Origin of the sequence: Sulfitobacter sp. 1A13496 (assembly GCF_043557225.1) — a bacterium.
In the GTDB taxonomy this organism is placed as follows: domain Bacteria; phylum Pseudomonadota; class Alphaproteobacteria; order Rhodobacterales; family Rhodobacteraceae; genus Sulfitobacter; species Sulfitobacter faviae.
Genome location: NZ_JBIFFP010000001.1, coordinates 1,313,463 through 1,334,840 on the forward strand (window position 1 = coordinate 1,313,463; position 21,378 = coordinate 1,334,840).

At 62.5% G+C, this 21,378-nt stretch carries 24 protein-coding genes; 8 read left to right on the forward strand and 16 right to left on the reverse strand.

What is annotated here, in order from left to right:
* Entirely contained in the window at positions 1-369 is a 369-nt protein-coding gene (locus tag ACGYLX_RS06475) for a response regulator transcription factor (RefSeq protein ID WP_067261826.1), read from the reverse strand.
* 117 nt (positions 370-486) lie between these two features.
* A complete protein-coding gene (locus ACGYLX_RS06480; RefSeq protein WP_168612593.1) occupies positions 487-1,779 on the reverse strand; it encodes a helix-turn-helix transcriptional regulator in 1,293 nt (430 codons plus the stop codon).
* 234 nt (positions 1,780-2,013) lie between these two features.
* On the opposite strand from ACGYLX_RS06480, the gene ACGYLX_RS06485 reads away from it, so the two are divergent.
* The 8 genes from ACGYLX_RS06485 (at position 2,014) to aat (ending at position 9,969) form a co-directional block, all read left to right on the forward strand.
* Positions 2,014-3,360, forward strand: a complete 1,347-nt coding sequence (locus tag ACGYLX_RS06485) for a substrate-binding protein (protein WP_067261823.1) — start codon at positions 2,014-2,016, stop codon at positions 3,358-3,360.
* 100 nt (positions 3,361-3,460) lie between these two features.
* A complete protein-coding gene (locus ACGYLX_RS06490; RefSeq protein WP_271689857.1) occupies positions 3,461-4,489 on the forward strand; it encodes a branched-chain amino acid ABC transporter permease in 1,029 nt (342 codons plus the stop codon).
* Between the two features lie 3 nt (positions 4,490-4,492).
* On the forward strand, positions 4,493-5,698 hold the full coding sequence (locus ACGYLX_RS06495) for a branched-chain amino acid ABC transporter permease (RefSeq protein WP_394448012.1): 1,206 nt from the start codon (positions 4,493-4,495) through the stop codon (positions 5,696-5,698).
* A gap of 10 nt (positions 5,699-5,708) precedes the next feature.
* Positions 5,709-6,473, forward strand: coding sequence for an ABC transporter ATP-binding protein (locus tag ACGYLX_RS06500; protein ID WP_394448014.1), 765 nt, complete (start codon positions 5,709-5,711; stop codon positions 6,471-6,473).
* Positions 6,474-6,506: 33 nt separating this feature from the next.
* Positions 6,507-7,259: an ABC transporter ATP-binding protein gene (locus ACGYLX_RS06505; RefSeq protein ID WP_067261816.1), complete on the forward strand. Its 753-nt coding sequence runs from the start codon at positions 6,507-6,509 to the stop codon at positions 7,257-7,259.
* 196 nt (positions 7,260-7,455) lie between these two features.
* Positions 7,456-7,965, forward strand: a complete 510-nt coding sequence (accB, locus tag ACGYLX_RS06510) for an acetyl-CoA carboxylase biotin carboxyl carrier protein (RefSeq protein ID WP_394448015.1) — start codon at positions 7,456-7,458, stop codon at positions 7,963-7,965.
* A 9-nt stretch (positions 7,966-7,974) separates the two neighbouring features.
* Positions 7,975-9,327, forward strand: a complete 1,353-nt coding sequence (gene accC, locus ACGYLX_RS06515) for an acetyl-CoA carboxylase biotin carboxylase subunit (RefSeq protein WP_394448017.1) — start codon at positions 7,975-7,977, stop codon at positions 9,325-9,327.
* A 6-nt stretch (positions 9,328-9,333) separates the two neighbouring features.
* Positions 9,334-9,969 carry a leucyl/phenylalanyl-tRNA--protein transferase gene (aat, locus tag ACGYLX_RS06520; RefSeq protein ID WP_394448018.1) on the forward strand — a complete coding sequence of 212 codons (636 nt, stop codon included), beginning with the start codon at positions 9,334-9,336 and terminating at the stop codon, positions 9,967-9,969.
* Here the strand turns inward: aat and ACGYLX_RS06525 are convergent.
* The 14 genes from ACGYLX_RS06525 to ACGYLX_RS06590 form a co-directional block, all read right to left on the reverse strand.
* A complete protein-coding gene (locus ACGYLX_RS06525) occupies positions 9,933-10,295 on the reverse strand; it encodes a DUF2155 domain-containing protein (RefSeq protein WP_394431683.1) in 363 nt (120 codons plus the stop codon). The two genes, aat and ACGYLX_RS06525, sit on opposite strands and share 37 nt — an antisense overlap.
* Positions 10,296-10,350: 55 nt before the next feature.
* Positions 10,351-10,734: an NADH:ubiquinone oxidoreductase subunit NDUFA12 gene (locus tag ACGYLX_RS06530; RefSeq protein ID WP_394431681.1), complete on the reverse strand. Its 384-nt coding sequence runs from the start codon at positions 10,732-10,734 to the stop codon at positions 10,351-10,353.
* A gap of 103 nt (positions 10,735-10,837) precedes the next feature.
* The gene (locus ACGYLX_RS06535; protein WP_394448020.1) at positions 10,838-11,206 is read right to left on the reverse strand and encodes a Rid family hydrolase; all 369 of its coding nucleotides are present in this window, start codon (positions 11,204-11,206) and stop codon (positions 10,838-10,840) included.
* Between the two features lie 67 nt (positions 11,207-11,273).
* Positions 11,274-12,542 carry an ATP-dependent Clp protease ATP-binding subunit ClpX gene (gene clpX / locus ACGYLX_RS06540; protein ID WP_067267540.1) on the reverse strand — a complete coding sequence of 423 codons (1,269 nt, stop codon included), beginning with the start codon at positions 12,540-12,542 and terminating at the stop codon, positions 11,274-11,276.
* Between the two features lie 124 nt (positions 12,543-12,666).
* Positions 12,667-13,323 (reverse strand): ATP-dependent Clp protease proteolytic subunit, encoded by a 657-nt coding sequence (locus ACGYLX_RS06545; protein WP_067267539.1) that lies wholly within the window; start codon positions 13,321-13,323, stop codon positions 12,667-12,669.
* Positions 13,324-13,444: 121 nt separating this feature from the next.
* Positions 13,445-14,503: a c-type cytochrome gene (locus ACGYLX_RS06550; protein WP_394448022.1), complete on the reverse strand. Its 1,059-nt coding sequence runs from the start codon at positions 14,501-14,503 to the stop codon at positions 13,445-13,447.
* Complete coding sequence (gene soxC / locus ACGYLX_RS06555) at positions 14,487-15,749, reverse strand: sulfite dehydrogenase (RefSeq protein ID WP_394448023.1); 1,263 nt, start codon at positions 15,747-15,749, stop codon at positions 14,487-14,489. Before soxC ends, ACGYLX_RS06550 begins: the two co-directional genes overlap by 17 nt.
* Before the next feature lie 73 nt (positions 15,750-15,822).
* On the reverse strand, positions 15,823-17,523 hold the full coding sequence (gene soxB, locus ACGYLX_RS06560; RefSeq protein ID WP_394448024.1) for a thiosulfohydrolase SoxB: 1,701 nt from the start codon (positions 17,521-17,523) through the stop codon (positions 15,823-15,825).
* Between the two features lie 87 nt (positions 17,524-17,610).
* Complete coding sequence (gene soxA, locus ACGYLX_RS06565; RefSeq protein WP_394448026.1) at positions 17,611-18,462, reverse strand: sulfur oxidation c-type cytochrome SoxA; 852 nt, start codon at positions 18,460-18,462, stop codon at positions 17,611-17,613.
* 44 nt (positions 18,463-18,506) lie between these two features.
* Positions 18,507-18,836, reverse strand: coding sequence for a thiosulfate oxidation carrier complex protein SoxZ (gene soxZ, locus ACGYLX_RS06570; protein WP_168613464.1), 330 nt, complete (start codon positions 18,834-18,836; stop codon positions 18,507-18,509).
* A gap of 31 nt (positions 18,837-18,867) precedes the next feature.
* Positions 18,868-19,287, reverse strand: coding sequence for a thiosulfate oxidation carrier protein SoxY (gene soxY, locus ACGYLX_RS06575; RefSeq protein WP_168613463.1), 420 nt, complete (start codon positions 19,285-19,287; stop codon positions 18,868-18,870).
* Positions 19,288-19,406: 119 nt separating this feature from the next.
* Complete coding sequence (soxX, locus tag ACGYLX_RS06580) at positions 19,407-19,883, reverse strand: sulfur oxidation c-type cytochrome SoxX (RefSeq protein WP_197471006.1); 477 nt, start codon at positions 19,881-19,883, stop codon at positions 19,407-19,409.
* 136 nt (positions 19,884-20,019) lie between these two features.
* Complete coding sequence (locus tag ACGYLX_RS06585; RefSeq protein ID WP_394433935.1) at positions 20,020-20,604, reverse strand: thioredoxin family protein; 585 nt, start codon at positions 20,602-20,604, stop codon at positions 20,020-20,022.
* A 28-nt stretch (positions 20,605-20,632) separates the two neighbouring features.
* Positions 20,633-21,370, reverse strand: a complete 738-nt coding sequence (locus ACGYLX_RS06590; RefSeq protein WP_394448027.1) for a cytochrome c biogenesis CcdA family protein — start codon at positions 21,368-21,370, stop codon at positions 20,633-20,635.
* Between the last annotated feature and the right edge of the window lie 8 nt (positions 21,371-21,378).

The following is a 21,378-nucleotide window of genomic DNA, read 5'->3' on the forward strand; positions in this document are numbered from 1 at the left end:
TCAACTGGCGATCAGGTCGCGCACCGCGTCCAGCATCTCGGCATTCGAGAACGGCTTGGTCATGAAGCGGCTGACACCCGCCTTTTCGGCCATGGCGCGGTCCCGGCTTTGGCCCCGCGCGGTCAGCATCAGCACCGGCAACGCGCCGGTTTCGGGGTCACCCCGCAGCTCATCCAATATCTCGAAACCGCTCTTGCCCGGCAGCATCACGTCGAGCATCACCAGATCCGGCGATGCCTTGCGGATCACCTCCACCGCGCCTGACCCATTGGCCAAGGTCTCCACACGCCAACCCTCTTGGCTCAGCAAAAAGCGGATGGCCTCGGCGATATTCACCTCGTCCTCCACCAGAACTACGAGTTTGCTCATCGGCAAAAAGTCTCCCCCCTCGGTGTGCGGCCGCCCCGTCTTGCTGCGGGGTCTCGCGCACCGAGGCGAGCATGCATCGGTTTGCCAGCCCTGTCAAAAACTGCCTTCCGCGCGACCTCAGATCCCCTCGCGCAGGATCGAAGGCTCGCGCCGCGCGCGGCATCCTTCGACCGGGCAAATGCGACAGGTCGCGCCCACGGGCTGCGCAGGTGCCGCCCCCGAGAGCACCGGCAAGAGCAGCATGACCGATTGGCTGAGCGGCGGCGTGTTATAGGCAGCCGCAGCTTGCACTTCGCAGGTGGCAATCGCCTCGAACTCCGCCTGCCCGCGCCCCATCTGCATGACGCGGGATTTCATCACCAACCCCGGCTGCCCCTGCACCGCAAAGAGCGGCCAAAGCGGGCAGCAGGCGCCAAAGCCCGGCACGGTGAACCCTTCGATCGACTTGGCGAATGTCACGCTGCCAGAGCGATCACAGACCACCAGCCCCGCGCCGAGGTCAGGCAGTGACGCCAAGCGCCGCAGCACCCGGCCCATCGGCTGGTCGAGTGCCTGCGCCAATTCGGCAGGATCGTGACCCATCTCCCCCGCCGCCCGCTCCAGCCGCGCCAAGGGCAGCGCCGCCGCATCGCGGGCGATCTGTTGCAACACCCCCGTCGCGATATGCTGCGCGGCCTTGGTCTTGAGCGTATCGGCCTGTTCGACCAGCGCCGCAATTGCCGCCTGCGGGGCGCGCGCCTCTTCCAAAGGGTCGAAACGGTAGTCATGCGCGGCGAGGAAACTCTCAACCTCGGCCTGGGGCGAATGGGCCACCTCGCGGGTCTCGGCGGCATTGTCGAAATAGGTCACCAGCGCCTGCGCGCTGTCGGACAGGCGGCGGCTGTCTTGGTGGATATTGGCGTGAAACCTATCGCGCCATTCCGCCTGCAAACTGTCCGTTTCGGCCAGAATCGCAGCGGTCGACCGGATCGCCGCTGCGGTGCTGAGCAATTCATGCATCGATGTGGCAAGCTGCGGGTCATGGGCCAACCGGTCCGACAACGCCTCAACCGTCTGCTCCAATGCCGCGATGCGGCGCTGGCTGGTGGCCAGCACCTTGGCCCAGCCCGGAAACCGCCCCGCGAATTCATCCGCCCGGTCGCTCTCTGGCCCGGTTAGCCCCGCATCCTCTGCCGCCTCGCGCAGGGTGGCGATCAGCGCGGCTTCGGCCCCTTCGGTCAACGCCTGCGGCTCGACCCCAAGCGCATGGGCGATGTTGAGCAAAAGCTTGCCGCCGATTCTGCGCCGATTGTGCTCGATGAGATTGAGATAGCTGGCCGAGATGCCGCTTTGCTGCGCAAGCTCCGCCTGTTTCAGCCCCGCCATCACGCGCCGCTCACGGATGCGGCTGCCGGTCAGCCCCTCACGCATGGGACGGCCCCGCGGGATTTTTCGCCCGTTGTTTCAAGGTCTTTCTGCGCCGCAATATCATATTCTTTACAGGACCACCGATGCGATTGCGAATATATTTACAAGAAAATCTTTTCGATCAAGTGCCTTATTGATCGGTTTTCATTTTCCACGCCATAGTTTCTTTGCACTATTGCGTGTTGTGGCATCGGGGGGAGGTTCCGCTGCCGCGACTTACAAAAATGGGAGGACTTCATGTCGTTTACGAAACTGACACGCCGCGGGCTGATCCAGACCGGCGCGGTTGCCGGTGCGGGGTTGGCGCTGCCGACCTATCTGCGCGCGGAAAATCACGCGGGCTTCACCAATGCCCCCACGGGCAGCACCGTGACGCTTGGCTTCAACGTGCCCCAGACCGGCCCCTATGCCGAAGAAGGTCTGGATGAGCTGCGCGCGCAAGAGCTTGCTGTCGAACACCTCAATGGCGGGGGCGACGGCGGCATGATGAACACCTTCAGCTCCAAGGCGCTGAAAGGGAACGGCATTCTGGGTAAGAAGGTCGAATATGTCACCGGCGACACCCAGACGAAATCCGACGCCGCCCGCGCCAGCGCAAAGTCGATGATCGAAAAAGACGGCGCGGTGATGATCAACGGCGGCTCGTCCTCGGGCGTGGCCGTGGCGGTGCAGGACCTTTGCCAATCGGCGGGCGTGATCTTTATGGCGGGTCTCACCCATGCCAATGACACCACCGGTAAAGACCGCAAGGCCAATGGCTTCCGGCATTTTTTCAACGCCTATATGTCCGCCGCCGCTCTCGCCCCGGTGCTCAAGAACGCCTATGGCTCTGAGCGTCGCGCCTATCACCTGACGGCGGATTACAACTGGGGCTGGACCCAGCAAGAATCCATCGCCGCCGCGACCGAGGCGATGGGCTGGGAGACCGTGGAGAACGTGCTGACGCCGCTCGCTTCGACCGATTTCTCCTCCTATATCGCGCCGGTGCTGAACTCGGGCGCCGATGTGCTGGTGCTGAACCACTACGGCGGCAACATGGTGAACTCGCTCACCAACGCGGTGCAGTTCGGCCTGCTCGACAAACAGGTCAACGGCAAGAAATTCGAGATCGTCGTGCCGCTCTACTCCGAGCTGATGGCCGCCGGTGCCGGGGCCAACGTGCAGGGCGTGATCGGCTCGATGAACTGGAACTGGCAGCTGCAGGATGAAGGGTCCAAAGCCTTCACCAAATCCTTTGGTGAGAAATATGGCCGCCCGCCCTCGAACTCCGCGCATACCTGCTACGTGCAGACCCTGCTCTATGCCGATGCGGTGGAACGCGCGGGCTCGTTCAACCCCTGCGCCGTGGTCGAGGCGCTTGAGGGCTATGAGTTCGACGGGCTGGGCAACGGGCCGACACTCTACCGCGCCGACGATCACCAGTGCTTCAAAGATGTGCTCGTGATGAAGGGGGCAGAGAACCCGACCAGCGAATACGACACGCTGGAGATCGTCGAACAGACGCCCCGTGCACAGGTCGAATATGCCCCCGATCACCCGATGTTCGCGGGCGGTGATCTGGGCAAATGCAACCCCGGCGCGTGATCCGCTAAATCAGATGGCGCGCGGGCCTGATCCTGCGCGCCCTTTTTATCGCTGCAAGCGGCCAAGCCGCTTGTAAACGCTTCCCTTACAGGTGGGGACCATGGACGCAATCCTTCTGCAAATACTCAACGGCCTCGACAAAGGCTCGGCCTATGCGCTGATCGCGCTTGGGCTGACGCTGATCTTCGGCACCCTTGGCGTGGTCAATTTCGCCCATGGGGCGCTCTTCATGATCGGGGCCTTTTGTTCGGTCACGCTGCAACGCATTCTGACGCTGAGCGTCGAGACCATCGACGAGACCAAGAAGGATTTCCTCGGCAATCCACTGAAGGTCAAAACCCCCTATGTCGAACAGTGGTTCGGGCCGGAAACGGGACAGGCGATCATTGATTGGTCGGTGCCGCTGGCGATCCTCTTTGCGATTCCGGTGATGCTGCTCATTGGCTTCATCATGGAACGCGGGCTGATCAAACATTTCTACAAGCGCCCCCATGCGGATCAGATCCTCGTGACCTTCGGCCTCGCCATCGTTTTGCAGGAAGTCGTCAAATATTTCTACGGCGCCAACCCAATCCCCACACCCGCGCCCGAGGCCTTTGTCGGCAGCTTCGATTTCGCGCCGCTCTTGGGTTTGGACACGTCTTTGGCCTACCCCTATTGGCGCTTGGTCTACTTTGGCTTTTCGACCCTCATCATCGCCGCGGTCTTTGCTTTCTTGCAATTCACCACTTTCGGCATGGTGGTCCGCGCAGGCATGGCGGATCGTGAGACCGTGGGCCTTCTGGGGATCGACATCGACCGCCGCTTTACCATCATGTTCGGCATCGCCGCCGCCGTGGCGGGGCTTGCAGGCGTAATGTATGCGCCGATCAACTCACCGAATTATCACATGGGCATGGACTTTCTGGTGCTGAGCTTCGTCGTCGTCGTAGTCGGCGGCATGGGCTCCCTGCCCGGCGCGGTGCTGGCGGGATTCCTGCTGGGCATCCTCGAAAGCCTCGCGTCGATGAATGAAATCAAAAGCATCATCTACGGTATCGACCAGATCATCATCTACGTCGTTGCCATCGTGATCCTGCTGGTCCGCCCGCGCGGTCTGATGGGGCGCCGCGGCGTGATGGAGGAATAAGACATGTTCGGACTGGAAAAACGCGATACACTTCTCTTGGGGATCGTGATCGTTCTCACGCTCTTCGCCCCCTTCATCCTCAACCCCTTTCCGGCGGATTCGGGCCTTGCACAGTTCAACGCGGGCTACCCCGACCTGATGCAACGCTTTGTGATCTTTGGCATATTTGCCATCGGGTTCAACATCCTCTTCGGGCTGACCGGCTATCTCTCCTTCGGCCATGCGGCCTTTCTGGGGGTCGGTTCCTACTCTGCCGTCTGGATGTTCAAACTGCTCAGCTACAACGTCGTGCCCGCGCTGGTGCTGGCCGTCATCATGGCGGGGCTGTTCTCGGCATTGATCGGCTACATCAGCCTGCGGCGCTCGGGCATCTACTTCTCGATCCTGACGCTGGCCTTCGCGCAGATGTCCTTCAACCTCGCCTATTCAGTGCTGACGCCGATCACTAATGGTGAAACGGGGTTGCAGATTTACACCTCCGATCCGCAGTACCTCCAATCCGTGGACGCCCCTTCGTTCCCGAATCTCTTCGGTGCCGCGATGAACTCCTCGACGACGCTGTTCTTCGGCGGTTGGACCTTCACCTTCTCGGTCGGCTACTATTTCTGCGCGGTCTTCCTGATCCTCGCCTTCTATCTGGCGATCCGCATCTTCCGCTCGCCCTTTGGCATGATGCTGCGGGCGGTGAAATCGAACCAGCAGCGGATGAACTACACTGGGCTGAACACGCGGCCTTATACGCTGGCGGCCTTTGTCATCTCTGGCATGTATGCCGGGCTTGCGGGCGGCCTGCTGGCGGCGATGGACCCGCTGGCGGGGGCCGAGCGGATGCAATGGACCGCATCGGGCGAAGTCGTGCTGATGACGATCCTTGGTGGCGCGGGCACCTTGATCGGGCCGGTGCTGGGTGCGGGCTTCATCAAGTATTTCGAGAACATCTTCGCCAAGATCAACGACAACGTGCTACACGGCTGGTTCGCCTTCATGCCCGACGGGATCGAAGACGCGATGGTCGCCATCATTCACCCCTTCGTCGGCAAGGGCTGGCACTTGACCCTTGGCCTTCTGTTCATGCTGGTCGTGATCTTCCTGCCCGGTGGGCTAGTCGAGGGCGGGCAACGTCTGGGCCGGGTCTTCCGCCGCCGGGACAAGAACGCGGGCTCGGTCGAGGCCGACGCCGCCCAACAGCGCAGCGAAGCCGCGGAATAGGAGAGACATCATGTCCATTCTCGAAGTCAAAAATGTCGGCAAGCGCTTTGGCGGGTTGCAGGCGCTGAGCGACGTGAACCTCAGCGTGGCGGAGAACTCCGTCCACGCGATCATCGGCCCCAATGGGGCGGGCAAATCCACCCTGCTGAACTGTCTGGTGGGCAAGCTCATCCCCGATACCGGCTCTGTCATGTTCGACGGGCAGTCGGTGCTGGGGCGCAAACCCTATGAGATCAACCAGATGGGCATTTCCCGCGTGTTCCAAACGCCCGAAATCTTTGGTGATCTGACGGTGATGGAAAACATGCTGATCCCCTGCCTTGCCAAACGCGACGGGGCATTTCAACTGAACGGCTGGTCGCGGGTCGTGGGCCAGCGCGACATGATCGACAAGGCCGAGGAAATGCTGCGCGACATGCATATGATCGACAAACGGCACATGCCCGCAGCCTCCATGTCGCGCGGGGACAAACGGCGGTTGGAGATCGCTATGTGTCTCGCCCAAGACCCCCGTCTGCTGCTTTTGGACGAACCGACCGCCGGGATGGCGCGGGCCGACACCAACAACACCATCGACCTGCTCAAACAGATCAAGGACGAGCGCGACATCACCATCGCCATCATCGAACACGACATGCATGTCGTCTTTTCACTGGCCGAGCGGATCACCGTGCTGGCCCAAGGCACGCCGCTGGTCGAAGACACGCCCGACCGGATCAAGGGCCACCCCAAGGTGCGCGAAGCCTACCTCGGCGAAAGCCAAGACGCCGCCTGACCCTCTCCCTTTGCCGCAGATCTAGGACAGCACATGACCACCAGCACGCTCGACAAAAACGCCAACCACGCCCAAACCGCCCCCGCCTTCCTCTCGGTCTGGGACATTCACGCCTATTACGGCGAAAGCTACATCGTGCAGGGGGTGAGCTTTAACGTCCATGAGGGGGAGATTCTCGCCCTGCTGGGCCGCAACGGGGCGGGCAAAACCTCGACCCTGCGGGCCATCGCGCGGGTGAGCGACCCGGAGCTGAAACGCGGCGAGGTCTGGCTCGACCATCAGCCGCTGCATAATATGGCCAGCCACCAAGCCTCTGCCGCGGGGCTGGCACTGGTGCCCGAAGACCGGCGCATCATTTCCGGCCTCACGGTCGAAGAGAACCTCAAACTCGCCCAGATCGCCCCGCCCATCGGCTGGTCGCTCGACCGGCTCTATGACCTCTTCCCCCGCCTGCGCGAGCGGCGCCATCAAGAGGGGGTGACCCTCTCCGGCGGGGAGCAGCAAATGCTCGCCATCGCCCGCGCTTTGGCCCGTGACATCAAGGTGTTGCTACTCGATGAACCCTACGAAGGGCTGGCGCCGGTGATCGTGGATGAGATCGAGAAAACGCTGGGGCTGATCAAAGCGCAGGGCATCACCACGATTCTGGTCGAACAAAACGCGGTGCGGGCGCTGAAACTGGCCGACCGGGCGGTGATCCTCGACACCGGCGGCGTGGTCTTTGACGGCACCGCCGCCGAGGTGCTGGACAACGCGGAACTGCGCGCAGAATACCTCGCGATCTGACCTAAGGTCACTCAGGTCCGGCGCGCGCGGCTGAGGCACAGCCTCTTTCTCGCGCCCGGACTGCTTTGCGCGACAAAAAACCGATCCTACCCCCTAGACAACAGTTGGCTTTTCATGGCTTTGCCCATGCCCTATAAGCGTGCCAATCAATCGCGCAGCGACGGGCCGCAGGCCTGCCGAAATCTTCGAGGATCCAATGACAAACAAAACCCATGACGCTGACGTGGCCTTCATCAAGGCCCTCGCCGAGCTGCTGAACGAAAACGACCTGACCGAGCTTCAGGTGAAACGCGACTATGCCGAGGATGACAGCCTGAACGTGCGCGTCAGCCGCAAGCCCCCGCAGCAGGTCATGGCCGCCCCCCAGCAGCAGTACCAAGCCGCCCCGGCGCCGGCCGCCGCACCGGCGCCCGCCGCTGCCGCCCCCGCCGCTGCTCCGGCCCCTGCTGCCGACGCCGATCCGGCTGATCACCCCGGCGCCGTGACCTCGCCGATGGTGGGCACCGTGTATCTTCAGGCCGAGCCGGGCGCGCCGGCGTTCATCTCCGTCGGGGCCTCCGTCTCCGAAGGTGACACGCTTCTGATCGTCGAGGCGATGAAGACCATGAACCACATCCCCGCCCCCCGCGCTGGCACCGTCAAGCGCATCCTCGTCGGCGACGGCGACGCCGTGGAATTCGGCGCGCCGCTGGTCATCCTGGAATAAGGGCCGGACATGTTCAGCAAAATCCTAGTTGCCAACCGGGGAGAGATCGCGCTGCGCGTCATCCGCGCGGCCCGCGAAATGGGCATCCAGACCGTCGCGGTGCATTCCACCGCCGACAGTGACGCGATGCACGTGCGCATGGCCGACGAATCCGTCTGCATCGGTCCGCCCTCCTCGACCCAATCCTACCTGTCGATCCCCGCGATCATCGCCGCCTGCGAGATCACCGGCGCCGAGGCGATCCACCCCGGCTACGGCTTCCTGTCCGAGAACGCGAATTTCGTGCAGGTGATCGAGGATCACGGGCTCACCTTCATCGGCCCCACCGCCGAGCATATCCGCGTCATGGGCGACAAGATCACCGCCAAGGACACGATGAAGAAGCTCGGCGTTCCTTGCGTGCCCGGCTCCGAAGGCGGGGTGACCTCGCTGGAAGAGGCCAAGCGCATCGGTGAGGAGACCGGCTATCCGGTCATCATCAAGGCCACCGCCGGTGGCGGCGGCAAGGGCATGAAAGTGGCCCAGACCGCAGCCGACATGGAAAAAGCCTTCCAGACCGCCCGCGCCGAGGGCAAGTCGAACTTCGGCAACGACGAAGTCTACATCGAGAAATACCTCACCACGCCGCGCCACATCGAGATTCAGGTCTTTGGCGACGGCAAGGGCAATGCCGTGCATCTGGGCGAGCGCGACTGTTCGCTGCAGCGTCGCCACCAGAAGGTCTTTGAGGAGGCCCCCGGCCCTTCGATTACGCCCGAGGAACGCGCGCGCATCGGCAAGACCTGCGCCGACGCCGTGGCCAATATCAACTACATCGGCGCCGGCACGATCGAGTTCCTCTACGAGAACGGCGAGTTCTACTTCATCGAGATGAACACCCGTCTGCAGGTGGAACACCCGGTGACCGAGGCGATCTTTGGTGTCGATCTGGTGCGCGAACAGATTCGCGTGGCCGAAGGGCTGCCGATGTCCTTTACCCAAGACGATCTGACCATCAATGGCCATGCCATCGAAGTCCGCATTAACGCCGAGAAACTGCCGAATTTCGCGCCCTGCCCGGGCAAGATCACGCAGTATCACGCCCCCGGCGGGCTTGGCGTGCGGATGGATTCGGCGCTGTATGACGGCTATTCGATCCCGCCCTTCTACGACAGCCTGATCGGCAAGCTCATCGTGCATGGCCGCGACCGGCCCGAGGCATTGGCCCGTCTGGGGCGCGCTCTGGGTGAGTTGATCGTGGACGGTGTCGACACCACTGTGCCGCTGTTCCACGCCCTGCTGGCCGAAGAAGACATCCAATCGGGTGGCTACAACATCCACTGGCTTGAGCATTGGCTGGAAACCAACCTCGGCGACGGCTGACATGACATGTCGGATCTGACGCCCGAGATCCTGCTCCACGGCTATTCCATCGGGATTTTCCCCATGGCGGAACACCGCGACGACCCGGAAATTTTCTGGGTCGATCCGCGGCGCCGTGGGGTGATGCCGCTCAATGGTTTCCACATCTCGCGCTCTCTGGCCCGCGCCATCCGGCGCAGCCCCTTTCACCACACGATCAACCGTGATTTCCAAGCTGTCGTCGCCGGTTGCGCCGACCGCGAAGACACATGGATCAATGCCGAGATCACCGCGCTTTACACCGCACTGCACCGCGCGGGCTATGCCCATTCGCTTGAGGTTTGGGACGGTGACGCGCTGGTGGGCGGTGTCTATGGCGTGACGCTGGGGCGCGCGTTCTTTGGCGAGAGCATGTTTTCGCGCCGGACCAACGCGTCAAAAATGGCGCTGGCGGCGCTGGTGGATCGGCTGCGCCGCGCGGGGTTCACCCTGTTCGACACGCAGTTTCTGACCGATCACCTCGCCTCTCTCGGAGCAGTGGAGATTTCGCGGGCAGAATATCACGCGCAGCTTGATGTGGCGAAACGCGGCAATGCGCGGTTCAGCGCGCCTAAGTTGGACAGTCTTCAGGACGTGCTGCAGCGCATGACCCAGATGTCATAGCGGAAATGCTCCAGCGCGTGCAGCGCGGGGGCCGAGGCGATCATCCAACCGGAAAACAAGGCGCTGTCGCTGCCCTCTTCGGTGATCTCAAGCGCGGCATAGGCATTGGCCGCCGGATCCCCCGCCGGATAGCGGCAATCGACCATGGTGATCTGCAAATTGCCCAAGGTCAGGCGGTCACCCTTGGTGATCTCCAGATCGGTCGTATCGCCCGAAATCTTGTCCAAGGCACGCAACACGCCACCCGAGGCGCTGGCGACCTGCCCCCCCTCTTGAGCGTGAAGCGGCGCGGCCAGCAAAAGCGCGGCCAAGAGAAGCTTTTTCATGGGTACACCCGGATTGCGTGAGCTTTGGGGCCGCGCGAAAGGCGCGGCCAACCGATCATTCAGGCTGCCAGGCCTCGTAATCCTTACGTTCGATAGGTTCGGCGCGGCGCAGCGACCCGGCGGGCGCATAGGCCATGGCGGTGCCGGTGCGATTCTCCACATGGGCCTTTTCCCATGGCTTATGCGCCAGCGGCTTGTCGGTCGGCGGCTCATCCCATGTGCGGTGCAGCCAGCCATGCCAATCGGGGCTCACGCGGCTCGCCTCGGCCTCACCGTTGAAGATGACCCAGCGTTTACTGTCATCCGCGTTGCGGTAATAGACGTTGCCCTGCGCGTCTTCGCCCACCTTGCTGCCCTTGCGCCAAGTGAAAAGCTGGGTGTTCAGCGTCTGGCCGTTCCACCAAGTAACGCTGCGCAGAAGTGAATTGAGAATGCCCATTGAGGTCTCCGTTCCTGTTGTCCGTTATATGCACCATGGAGGCTTTGGCGTCCAGCCTCACCGCGCAGGAGGTTCCACGCGCGGCAGGATTCCTCGCTGAAAATCAACCCTCTGCCGCCGCGCGCAAAAGGGCCGTGCATTCGATCTCAATCCGGTATTTCGGGTCGATCAGCCCGCATTCGATCATCGTCGCGGCGGGTGGATGCGCGCCGAAGGCCGCGCGTAGAAGCGGCCAGCAGGCTTCGAACTCCGCCGCGTCGGGCAGCATATAGGTGACGCGCACCACATGGGCGAAATCACTGCCTGCCTCGGCCAAGGCCGCCTTGATCGTTGCCAGTGCCGCCGCGCATTGCGCTGTCACCTCTGCCCCCTCACCCACGGTGCCCGAGACATGGACCATGCCCCCCGCCACCACAGCGCGGCTGTAGCCGATCTTGTCCTCATAGATGCCGCCAGAAGAAATGCGCCGCATGAAACCCTCTCCTGAAACGCAAAAGGGCGGACCAGATGGCCCGCCCCTATAACTTTGCCCAACGCGCTTAACCCGCGCTGGCTGGTTCTTTGCTTTCGCTGTCGGCGTGGATCATCAGCGGCTTGGCCTCGGATGAGACGGCCTCTTCGTTGACGACCACTTCGCTCACCGTCTCCAGCCCCGGCAGTTCGAACATCGTGTCGAGCAGGATGTCTTCGAGGATGGAGCGCAGGCCCCGCGCGCCGGTCTTCCGCTCAATGGCGCGTTTGGCAATCGCTTGCAGCGCGTCGTCGGTGAAGGTCAGCTGCGTGTCTTCCAGCTCGAACAAACGTTGGTACTGTTTGACCAAGGCGTTCTTCGGCTCGGTCAGGATCGTCACCAGCGCGTCCTCGTCCAGATCTTCGAGTGTTGCCAGAACCGGCAGACGGCCCACGAATTCCGGGATCAGGCCGAACTTCAGCAGGTCTTCGGGTTCGAGGTCGGTGAAAATCTCACCAATGCCGCGGGCGTCATTGTCACGCACATCGGCGCCAAAGCCCATAGCAGAACCTTTGCCACGCTGCGCGATGATCTTGTCGAGACCGGCAAACGCACCGCCGCAGATGAAGAGGATGTTCGTGGTGTCCACCTGCAGGAACTCCTGCTGCGGATGCTTGCGCCCGCCCTGCGGCGGCACGGAGGCCACGGTGCCTTCCATCAGCTTCAGCAGCGCCTGCTGCACGCCCTCACCCGACACGTCGCGGGTGATCGAGGGGTTTTCCGACTTGCGGGTGATCTTGTCGACCTCGTCGATATAGACGATGCCGCGCTGTGCCCGCTCGACATTGTACTCAGACGCCTGCAACAGTTTGAGAATGATGTTCTCGACATCCTCACCCACATAGCCGGCTTCGGTCAGCGTGGTCGCATCGGCCATGGTGAAGGGCACATCAAGGATGCGCGCCAGCGTCTGCGCCAGCAACGTCTTGCCGCAGCCGGTAGGGCCGATCAGCAGGATGTTGGACTTCGCCAGTTCGATATCGCCGCCCTTCTGGGCGTGGTTCAACCGTTTGTAGTGGTTGTGGACCGCCACCGAGAGCACGCGCTTGGCCATCGCCTGACCGATGACATAGTCGTCCAGCACGCCGCAGATGTCGCGGGGCGTGGGCACGCCATCGGTCGCCTTGAGGCCCGAGGCTTTGGTCTCTTCTCGGATGATATCCATGCACAGCTCGACGCATTCGTCGCAGATGAACACGGTCGGCCCCGCAATCAGCTTGCGCACCTCGTGCTGGCTCTTGCCGCAGAAGCTACAGTAGAGCGTATTTTTGCTGTCGTTGCCGGAATTATTCGCCATCTCAAACCTTTCAGGTCTGTCGTGTATGTCCGCCCCGGTCTTGGGGCCGCGAGATTTGGCCTCAAGCTTAGGCCAGTGACCCCGGCGCTACAATCGCAAAATATGCAGCGCCGGGCCCCTTCGATTACTTGTCTTTCTTGTCCTTGCCACCGGCGGCAGCCTCATCGGCCTTGCCACGGCTTTCGACGATCTCATCGAGATGGCCCCATTCCTTGGCTTCCTCCGGCGTCATCCACAGATCACGGTCGAGGGCTTTTTGAACGGTTTCCAGCGGCTGGCCGGAGTGTTTGACATAAAGCTGATACATCCGCTCACGGGTGCGTTCGATGTGCCGCGCCGAGATCAGGATATCTTCGGCCATGCCCTGCGAGCCGCCGGAGGGCTGGTGGATCATCACTTCGGCATTGGGCAGCGCGAAACGCATGCCCTTCTCGCCGCCGATCGCGATGACCGACCCCATAGAGGCCGCCATGCCGCAGATCAAGGTCGAGACCTTGGGCTTGATATATTGCATCGTGTCGTAGATCGACAGGCCCGCCGTCACCTCGCCACCGGGCGAGTTGATGTACATGCTGATTTCCTTGGAGGGGTTCTCGGCCTCAAGGTGCAACAGCTGGGCGACGACCAGATGGCTCATCCCGCTGTGGATCGGGCCGTTGACGAAGATGATCCGCTCTTTCAGCAGACGCGAGAAGATGTCGTAGGACCGCTCGCCCCGGCTGGTTTGCTCAACCACCATCGGGACAAGCGTGTTCATATAGGTGTTGATCGGATCGTTCATGCGTGCCTGCCTCAGTTCCTGTTCGCGGGACCATACCCGCAAAACTGTTACCCAGAGATTAGTCCCCCCGGTATGGGGGTTCAAGGGGGGCAGGCACGACAGTCTGCGCTAATCGCGCCGATCACTCCGACGCGTCGCGCAGGTAGGCGATCAACGCGTCGATATCCTCGGGCTTGCGCACACCCCGGAACGACATTTTAGTGCCTTTCATGAAGCCCTTAGGGTCCGCCAGAAAGGCGCTCAACTCATCGTGAGACCAGACCAAGCCTTCCGCTGCGGCGGCCTGCATGGCTTTGGAGTAGCGGAAGCCGTCAACCGCACCCGCCGGGCCATCCACGACGCCGTTCAGCATCGGGCCGACACGGTTCTTAGCCTTGGCGCCGATCTGATGGCAGGATTTGCATTTGCGAAACGCCTTCTCCCCGGCCTTGATCAGCGCGGGATCGGCGGCGGGGGCTTCGGCCACCTCGACCGGCGCGGGGGGCTCTTCGGGGTCAGGCTCCGCCGCGGCTTTGACCTCTTCGGCCTTAGCCTCTTCGGCTGCGGCCTTGGCGGCGGTCTCCTCGGGCGTCACGTCCAGCACGGCTGCGCGCATGGTGATCTCGACCGAGGGTTTGCAATCGCTCATACAGGGCTCTTGCTTGAAGGACGCAAACTCGACCTCCGCCCGGTCATCGGGTTTAAAGGCCGCCTCATTCGGCAGGCGCAGCTCGGCGAAGTTCTCTGACGAGAGCACGAAATCCTCATCTACCTCGTCATTCAGATAGAGCAGATAGGCTGTGATCGCATAGACCTCATCATCGCTCAGCGACTGCGCATCGCCGAAGGGCATCGCCCGGTTCACATAGTCGTAAACCGTTGAAAGATAAGGCCAATAGCTGCCGATCGTTTTGACGGGGCGCGTGTCGGTCAGGCTGCCCTGCCCGCCCGCCAGCACCGGCCAACGGCCCGTGCCCTCGCCAAAGACGCCGTGGCAGGAGGCGCATTTCTCGGTGTAAATCTCATCCCCGGTCATCACGTCGCCGCGACCCTCAGGCAGACCTTTGCCGTCGGGGCGCACGTCGATGTCCCACAGGGCGACCTCTTCAGGCGTGGCGGCGCGACCAAGGCCCAAAGGCTCGGCGGCCAGCGGGCTCGCCAGCGCGGTACTCAGGAGGGCAGCTTTAAGAAATCTCGACATTTTCGGCCTTTCCGTCTGCATCGACCGCCCAGGTCTGGATGCCGTTGTTGTGGTAGATCGAATTCTCGCCCCGGACCGCGCGCAGCGCGTCCTTGGTGGGCTGGACGTAGCCGGTGCTGTCATGCGCGCGGCTTTGCAGCAGCAGGGGCTTGCCGTCCCATTCGAAGTCAAAGTAGAAGCGGTGCAGCGCCTTGGGCGTGCTCGGCCCGTCCATCCGCGCCTGATGCCATGTGATGCCACCATCCAGTGTCACATCCACGCGCGGGATCGTGCCGCGGCCCGACCAAGCGAGGCCGGTCAGAACGGTCGGCCCCGGGCCGTGGGTGATCGGCGCCTGTGGGCTGGGGTTGGTGATGACCGATTTCGCGTCCATCTCCCAGGTGAACCGCCGCGCCACACCATCGGCCATGAGGTCGGTATATTTGCTGGTTTCCTCGCGGTGGTGCCAAGGCTGGTCGCCGACCTCAAGCCGGCGCAGCCATTTGACCCACATGTTGCCCTCCCAGCCGGGCACGACGAGGCGCACCGGGTAGCCTTGTTCGGGGCGCAGCGCCTCGCCGTTCATCTTGAAGGCCACGAGGCAATCGTCGAGCGCCTTTTCCATCGGGATCGAGCGGCTCATCGCCGCCGCATCCGCGCCCTCGGCCAGAAGCCATTTGCCCTCAGGCTTCACGCCCGCCTCCGCCAGCACCAGTCGCAGCGGCACGCCGGTGTATTGCACGTTGTGGATCATGCCGTGGGTGAACTGGCAGCCATTAAGCTGCGCGCCGCGCCACTCCATCCCGGAGTTGGCCGCGCATTCGAGGAAATAAACGTGGTTCTCGCGCGGGAAACGGTGCAGGTCGTCCATCGTCAGCACCAGCGGCTTGTCAACTAGCCCGTTGATCATCAGCCGGTGCTTGGCCGGGTCGACCTTGGCGACGCCCGAGTGGTGCCGCTCGAAGCAGACGCCGTTGGGGGTGATCGTGCCATCCAGCGCATGGAGCGGGGTGAAGTTGATCGAGCTCACCGGGTCGGCGGTCAGCCATTCCACGGTGCGGCGTTTCACATCCGCCTCATGCGGCGAGGGCATGCCGTAGGGGGCGACATCGACGCCGTCCCCTAACTCTTGCATCCATGGATGGATCGCGATGCCCGGATCGGTCTGTGCGGCACTGGCGCGGCCCGCCAGCGTCCCCGCGGCCGCCGCCCCTGCCCCCGTCAGAAAGGCACGGCGCGATGGCCCCTTGTGGTTCTCTTCTGTCATGTCGTGGCCCTCACATATTCAAATTCATTTTATTGAATTTGTATCTATGTGAGAACCCCTATTCTCATTTTTCTTACTTTGGCAGAACGATTTTCACCGGGGTCCGGGCGCCTTCGCCCACGGTGTTCAGTTTCGAGATATGGCTTTCCACCACGTCCCAGATCGGCGGACCTTCGGTGCCCTCGTTGACCGAGGCCCAACCGGCCACGACATAGCTGCGCTGCGGGTCGATCGGCTCGCCAGTGCTGAGCAAGGTCATCTCGCTGATGCGCTCACCCTGCGGCTTGGCGATGTCCATCTTGAAGCCCATGCCGCCGACGCGCACCATGTCACCGCCCTGCTGATAATAGGGATCGGGGTTGAACAGGTTGTCGCCCACGTCCTCCAGCACGACTTTCAGGAATTCACCCGTCATTTCCGTGCGGTAGGCATTGGGATAGGTCATGGCGGTGACGTTGAAGATATCCTCGCGCGTAATGTCCTGACCGGGCAGGAGCGACGCGCCCCAGCGGACACCGGGGCTGAGCGCGATCTCGGCGTCGCGCTCGGACAGCATCGCGTCACAGATCAGATCGTCCCATGTGCCGTTGAAATTGCCGCGACGGTAGAGCAGCGTGTCGGTCTTGCCGACCACATGGGTCAACTCGTCAAGGAAGGGCGCGCGCTGCGCGTCGATCAGCTTGGCGATTTCCGGGTCCGGCGTGATCAGGTCCGAGAAGATCGGGATCAGCTTGTGGCGCAGCCCCATCATCTTGCCGTCGCGCACATCGAGATCGACGCGGGACACGAATTTCCCATGCGATCCGGAGGCGATGATATGGGTCTCGCCCACCAACACAGGCTCGGGCAGCGCGTCATGGGTGTGGCCCGAGAGGATCACGTCGATCCCCTTGACGATCCCGGCCATCTTCTTGTCGACGTCAAAGCCGTTGTGGCTGAGGCAGACGACCACTTCGGCACCCTGCGCGCGCACCTCGTCGACCATCGACTGCATGTGCTCGTCACGGATGCCAAAGGAGTATTCGGGGAACATCCAGCCGGGGTTGGCGATCGGCAGATAGGGGAAGGCCTGCCCGATCACGGCAACCTTCACGCCGCCCCGCTCGAAGAATTTATACGGTTTGAAAAGTTCGGCGGGCTCGTCCCATTCGCGGTCAAAGATATTCTGACCGAGGGCCGCGAAGGGCAGCCCCTCGACGATCTCCTGCACCCGCTCGGAGCCCAAGGTGAACTCCCAATGGAAAGTCATCGCGTCGGGCTTCAGCGCGTTCATCACGTTGACCATGTCCTGACCTTCTGTCTTGAGGCAGGTCAACGAGCCATGCCATGTATCGCCGCCATCCAGCAGCAACGCATCCGGACGGTCGGCGCGGATGGCGTTGAGCACGGTGGCCACGCGATCCAGACCGCCAACCTTGCCATAGGCCTGTGCCTGAGCCACGAAATCGTCATAGGTCAGCGCGTAGTCCAACGGCGTGCCACCCCCGATGCCGTAGCGGATGCGGAATTCTTCGCCGGTGATATGGGGCACCTTGCCGTGGTTCTCGCCCACGCCGATGTTGACCGAGGGCTCGCGGAAATAGATTGGTTTGAGTTGGGCGTGGATGTCGGTCACATGCATCAGGGTGACATTGCCGAACTTCTCGAACTCCAGCAGCGCATCCTGATCAAAGCGGTCCTGCGCCGCCAGCCGCGCCCAGTTGCCGAAGCCCGAGCCGCCGTAGATGGAGGCCGCGGCCATGGACATTTGCAGAAAATCACGGCGAGACAGCATGTTACGCTCCAGCACTTGAAAACAGGGAAAGGCCCCGCCCCCATGCGGGGGGCGGGATCAGGTCAGGCGAAACGCCCAAATGTTAAATCAGTTACGCACCGAGGGGGCTTCGACCGACAGGCCGTTGCCGCGGCTGGCGACGTAGAGTTCCAGCGCCACGAACTCGGGGCTGCCGGGGCTGAAGGTCTCGGCCCGCGTGTCGCGCACGCAGCCCTTGAAACGCGCATGGGCGCTGTTGAGCTTGGTGTTCTTCAGACGGTAGACCGGGAAGCCGTTGATCTGGCCCTGGCTCAGGTGGTCGGCCCGGATCATGTTGCCGTAATTGTCCTCGTGGCAATTGGCGCAGCTGAGTTCAAGCTGGCCGTAGCGGGTGTAGTACATCTCCTTGCCCTGCTCCCATGTGCTCTGGGCCGGGCCGTCGATCGCCACGTTGACCGGCATGCCGCGCGACTGGACCGAGATCAGCGCCTCCATCGCGGTCATCTGGTTGCCGGTGTATTTGTAGGGCTCCGCGCCCATCTGGTTCTCACGGCAGTCGTTGATCTGCTGCGCCAGCGTGCGCACCTCGCCCGCGTCCTCGTTCCACTTCGGGTAGACCGCGCGGACCCCCTTCATCGAGGTCTCCACGTCGTTGTGGCAGGAGGCGCAGGATTTGCCCTCGCTGCCCTCTGCCGTGTCCCACGCCGCCTGCGCCTGATCGACAAAGATCATGCCGGAGTTGTCGAAGTCGTCCATTTGAAGCTGCTGCGTCTCGTCCGAGCGGAAACGCCAGCCAGACATGATCTCGGGCAAAGCGCCGTCGAGATGCGCAGGCGCATCGGTCTTGGTCACCATCTCGATCTCGCCGTTGACGACAAGCTCGGCCTCCTCATCGGCGGACCCCAGCGTGGGGGCGGCCACCAAAAGCGCCGCGATTGCGGTCATTGCCTTGAATTTCATGTCTTTCCTCCCTGTTCCATGCGCCGCTTGGCTGACCCGATGGGTCAGCCGATGGCGATGGATTTGACTTCTTCGTAGACCGAACCGTCGTCGTCGTACCACGTGAATTTGAACTCACCCGCTTCCGGAACGGTGGCGTCGAATTCAAAATAGGGGTTGGTCGACATCGCCGGTTCCATCTTCACATCGATCACGTTCTCGCCGTTGAACTCGGCGGTGAAGCGGTTGATGATCGAACGCGGGATGACGTTGCCGTCGCTGTCCTTGCGCTGGCCCGATTCCATCGGGTGGCTGATCAGCGTCTTGATCGTGATGACCTCGCCAGCCTCAGCTTTCTTCGGCACTTTGACGCGGGGTGTTACACCTTCTGCCATTCTCTAAACTCCTGATTTGGGGCGCGCGGGCTTAGCCGCCGCAGCCACCGATTGTAACTTTGATCTCTGCGCTGGTGCGGGCGAATGTGCCGTCTTCCAGCTTGGCGATGGCGATGACGTCTTGGGTCTGCGCCAGCCGGATGCGGGTGGAGGCGCTGCGGCTGCCTGCCAGCGGGCCGAAGTTGAAGGTGCCCACGGGCGGCGTCGGGTTGCCCGCAGCCAGCACCATGATCGCCGAAGCGCCCGGCGCCTCGACCGAGATTGGCACGGTGTTGCCATTCTCGGCAATTTCAGGCGCGGTCAGGGTCACGCCGGTGTCGGCCATATCGGCTCCGCCGGTGAATTCCGCGATCAATTCGTCCACCGTGGCGGCCGAAGCCCCCACCGGCAGGATGGTCAGCGCCATGGCGCCAAGGCCGAGGCCCAGAGTTTCACGTCTTGAGAAGTTCATCTCTCATCTCCTTGTTCGTCTGCGGCGCGGGGCGCCGTCATTCCGTTCCACGAGGCCCAGGCTCGCGATCTCTTGCACCGGCCCACCCCCGCCTGCTTTCACAGGGCGGCGGGGCCGCGTTACTCTTCTTTAAGCGTCGCCAGGAAGGCCACGACATCTTCGATTTGCTGCGCGTCCAGCAGCGGCGGCAACGGTTCTGTCCCCGCCTTGCCGGTGAAGCCATCGCCGGGGCGGATATAGCCGCTGGTCTTGTAGTAGGAAGGCATCATCGAGCCTTCGAAGGTCATCTTGCTATTGGCCACGATGCCGCGCAACTCGGCCTCGTTCCAGCGGTCGCCAGCCCCGTCGAGCATCGGACCGATTTCGCCCTGAAAGGGAACCTCACTGAGTGCGCTGATCTGGTGGCAGGCCACGCAGTTGCCCGCCTTCTTGCTGCCGACGATGGCCGCACCCTTGGCCGCATCGCCGGGTGTCCCGGTCAGGGATTGTTCAACCGAACCATAGTCATCATAGGTCACGTCGGCAGGTGCCACGGTTTCAGCGGCGGCCAGAACGGGCGCGCCCGACACAATTGCGGCGGCGATCCATCTCATCATCGAAAACTTCCTCCCAGTGCCGATCACGGTGATGTGTGATCCGGTTTACCTGACCCTAAGACAGGGATGCGGCGCGGCGCAACAACAAATTCAAACTTTTGAATAGCTTTCCCCGTGCGGCGCCGCTTTCCCCCGGTCAATCGGTGCTGCCATTGTTGCGCTCTTGGATCATCCGCGCGTGGTAGCGTTGGAAATCCTCATCGCCGTCGAGCGCGTAGCGTTCCTCGTTCACCCAAGTGAGCATATCAAGCGTCGTGCCCTTGCCGAACGCCCCCGGCATCACCGCCACCGCCGCCTGCGGCGCGGTCGCGTCTTCGGCCACCTCATGGGGCAGGAACATCAGAGTCGGGGTGAAGAGAATCCCCCATTTCCGCGCCATCTGCTTTTCCGAGAGCGTCTCCCCGTCGAAATCGGTCACTTCGATATCGCCATGCAGGTTCAGCTGCACAACGAAATAATTCTCTTCAATGTAATTGGCGATTTCGGGGGCTGGGAAAACCTCTTCGTGCATCTTGGTGCAATAGATGCAGCCGCGCTGTTCGAACATCAGCATCAGACGTTTGTCCTCGCCCCTAGCCTCCTCCAGATCCTCACGCAGGTCTTTGAAGGTGTCGCGCATCCAGGGCGTCTTGTGCAGCCCGTCGTCGCCCAGTTCCGCCGCGGCCAAAGGCCATGCCAGCATCGCCGCCGCCACTGCGGCTCCTATCCTCGATCCGATCATCTTGGCGTCCTCCTCCTGATTGTTGCGTCTATCCTAACGTCGTGAAGCTGGGGAACCAACGGATCATCGCATCCGCGATCAGTTGCACCCCGCCGGTCACGATCAGCACGGCAAAGAGGATCAGCATCACCCCCATCGCCTTTTCCACCTTTTGCACCAGCGCCATATGCCGCGCGGCCCAGTTAAGAAACGGTTTGGCGAAAAGCGCGGCCACCACGAAGGGCGCGGTCATCCCCGCGCCATAGGCGGCCAGCAACAGCCCGCCCCGCGCGACATCGCCCATGCCTGAGGCGATCATCAAAATCGCCGCCAGCGCGGGGCCGACGCAGGGTGTCCAGCCAAAGCCGAAGGCCAACCCCATGACATAGGCGCCCCAGACCGAGGTGGGCTTGCCGCCCCCCTCCAACCGCGCCTCGCGGTAGAGCAGCGGCACTTTGATCGCGCCGAGGAAGTGCAGACCGAAGACTGTCAGGATCGCTGCCGCCACCCAGCTCAGCGGCTCAAGGTACTGGGTGAACACCTGCCCGATGGCCGTGGCACCCATGCCGAGCAGAACGAAGATCGTCGTGACCCCAAGCGCGAAGAGCAGCGAGGACAGCACCAAGCGACGCTGCGCCCCCGGCGCGATTGCGCCATCGCCGCGCAATTCGGTCACGCTGAGCCCCGCCATATAGCTGAGGTAGAATGGCACCATCGGCAGAATACAGGGCGTAAAGAAGCTGAGCAGCCCTGCGAAAAGCGCGCCTGCATAGGTGATGTCGAACATGTTACCCC

What these genes read in the sequence shown, in the direction of transcription:
- ACGYLX_RS06545 (WP_067267539.1), bottom strand. Translation starts at nt 13,323, where the DNA reads ATGAACGATCCGATCAACACCTATATGAACACGCTTGTCCCGATGGTG.
- accB (WP_394448015.1), top strand. Translation starts at nt 7,456, where the DNA reads ATGACAAACAAAACCCATGACGCTGACGTGGCCTTCATCAAGGCCCTC.
- ACGYLX_RS06505 (WP_067261816.1), top strand. Translation starts at nt 6,507, where the DNA reads ATGACCACCAGCACGCTCGACAAAAACGCCAACCACGCCCAAACCGCC.
- clpX (WP_067267540.1), bottom strand. Translation starts at nt 12,542, where the DNA reads ATGGCGAATAATTCCGGCAACGACAGCAAAAATACGCTCTACTGTAGC.
- soxC (WP_394448023.1), bottom strand. Translation starts at nt 15,749, where the DNA reads ATGACAGAAGAGAACCACAAGGGGCCATCGCGCCGTGCCTTTCTGACG.
- soxA (WP_394448026.1), bottom strand. Translation starts at nt 18,462, where the DNA reads ATGAAATTCAAGGCAATGACCGCAATCGCGGCGCTTTTGGTGGCCGCC.
- ACGYLX_RS06535 (WP_394448020.1), bottom strand. Translation starts at nt 11,206, where the DNA reads ATGCGGCGCATTTCTTCTGGCGGCATCTATGAGGACAAGATCGGCTAC.
- soxB (WP_394448024.1), bottom strand. Translation starts at nt 17,523, where the DNA reads ATGCTGTCTCGCCGTGATTTTCTGCAAATGTCCATGGCCGCGGCCTCC.
- ACGYLX_RS06475 (WP_067261826.1), bottom strand. Translation starts at nt 369, where the DNA reads ATGAGCAAACTCGTAGTTCTGGTGGAGGACGAGGTGAATATCGCCGAG.
- accC (WP_394448017.1), top strand. Translation starts at nt 7,975, where the DNA reads ATGTTCAGCAAAATCCTAGTTGCCAACCGGGGAGAGATCGCGCTGCGC.
- ACGYLX_RS06480 (WP_168612593.1), bottom strand. Translation starts at nt 1,779, where the DNA reads ATGCGTGAGGGGCTGACCGGCAGCCGCATCCGTGAGCGGCGCGTGATG.
- ACGYLX_RS06525 (WP_394431683.1), bottom strand. Translation starts at nt 10,295, where the DNA reads ATGAAAAAGCTTCTCTTGGCCGCGCTTTTGCTGGCCGCGCCGCTTCAC.
- aat (WP_394448018.1), top strand. Translation starts at nt 9,334, where the DNA reads ATGTCGGATCTGACGCCCGAGATCCTGCTCCACGGCTATTCCATCGGG.
- ACGYLX_RS06590 (WP_394448027.1), bottom strand. Translation starts at nt 21,370, where the DNA reads ATGTTCGACATCACCTATGCAGGCGCGCTTTTCGCAGGGCTGCTCAGC.
- ACGYLX_RS06530 (WP_394431681.1), bottom strand. Translation starts at nt 10,734, where the DNA reads ATGGGCATTCTCAATTCACTTCTGCGCAGCGTTACTTGGTGGAACGGC.
- ACGYLX_RS06550 (WP_394448022.1), bottom strand. Translation starts at nt 14,503, where the DNA reads ATGTCGAGATTTCTTAAAGCTGCCCTCCTGAGTACCGCGCTGGCGAGC.
- soxX (WP_197471006.1), bottom strand. Translation starts at nt 19,883, where the DNA reads ATGATGAGATGGATCGCCGCCGCAATTGTGTCGGGCGCGCCCGTTCTG.
- ACGYLX_RS06585 (WP_394433935.1), bottom strand. Translation starts at nt 20,604, where the DNA reads ATGATCGGATCGAGGATAGGAGCCGCAGTGGCGGCGGCGATGCTGGCA.
- ACGYLX_RS06490 (WP_271689857.1), top strand. Translation starts at nt 3,461, where the DNA reads ATGGACGCAATCCTTCTGCAAATACTCAACGGCCTCGACAAAGGCTCG.
- ACGYLX_RS06500 (WP_394448014.1), top strand. Translation starts at nt 5,709, where the DNA reads ATGTCCATTCTCGAAGTCAAAAATGTCGGCAAGCGCTTTGGCGGGTTG.
- ACGYLX_RS06485 (WP_067261823.1), top strand. Translation starts at nt 2,014, where the DNA reads ATGTCGTTTACGAAACTGACACGCCGCGGGCTGATCCAGACCGGCGCG.
- soxZ (WP_168613464.1), bottom strand. Translation starts at nt 18,836, where the DNA reads ATGGCAGAAGGTGTAACACCCCGCGTCAAAGTGCCGAAGAAAGCTGAG.
- soxY (WP_168613463.1), bottom strand. Translation starts at nt 19,287, where the DNA reads ATGAACTTCTCAAGACGTGAAACTCTGGGCCTCGGCCTTGGCGCCATG.
- ACGYLX_RS06495 (WP_394448012.1), top strand. Translation starts at nt 4,493, where the DNA reads ATGTTCGGACTGGAAAAACGCGATACACTTCTCTTGGGGATCGTGATC.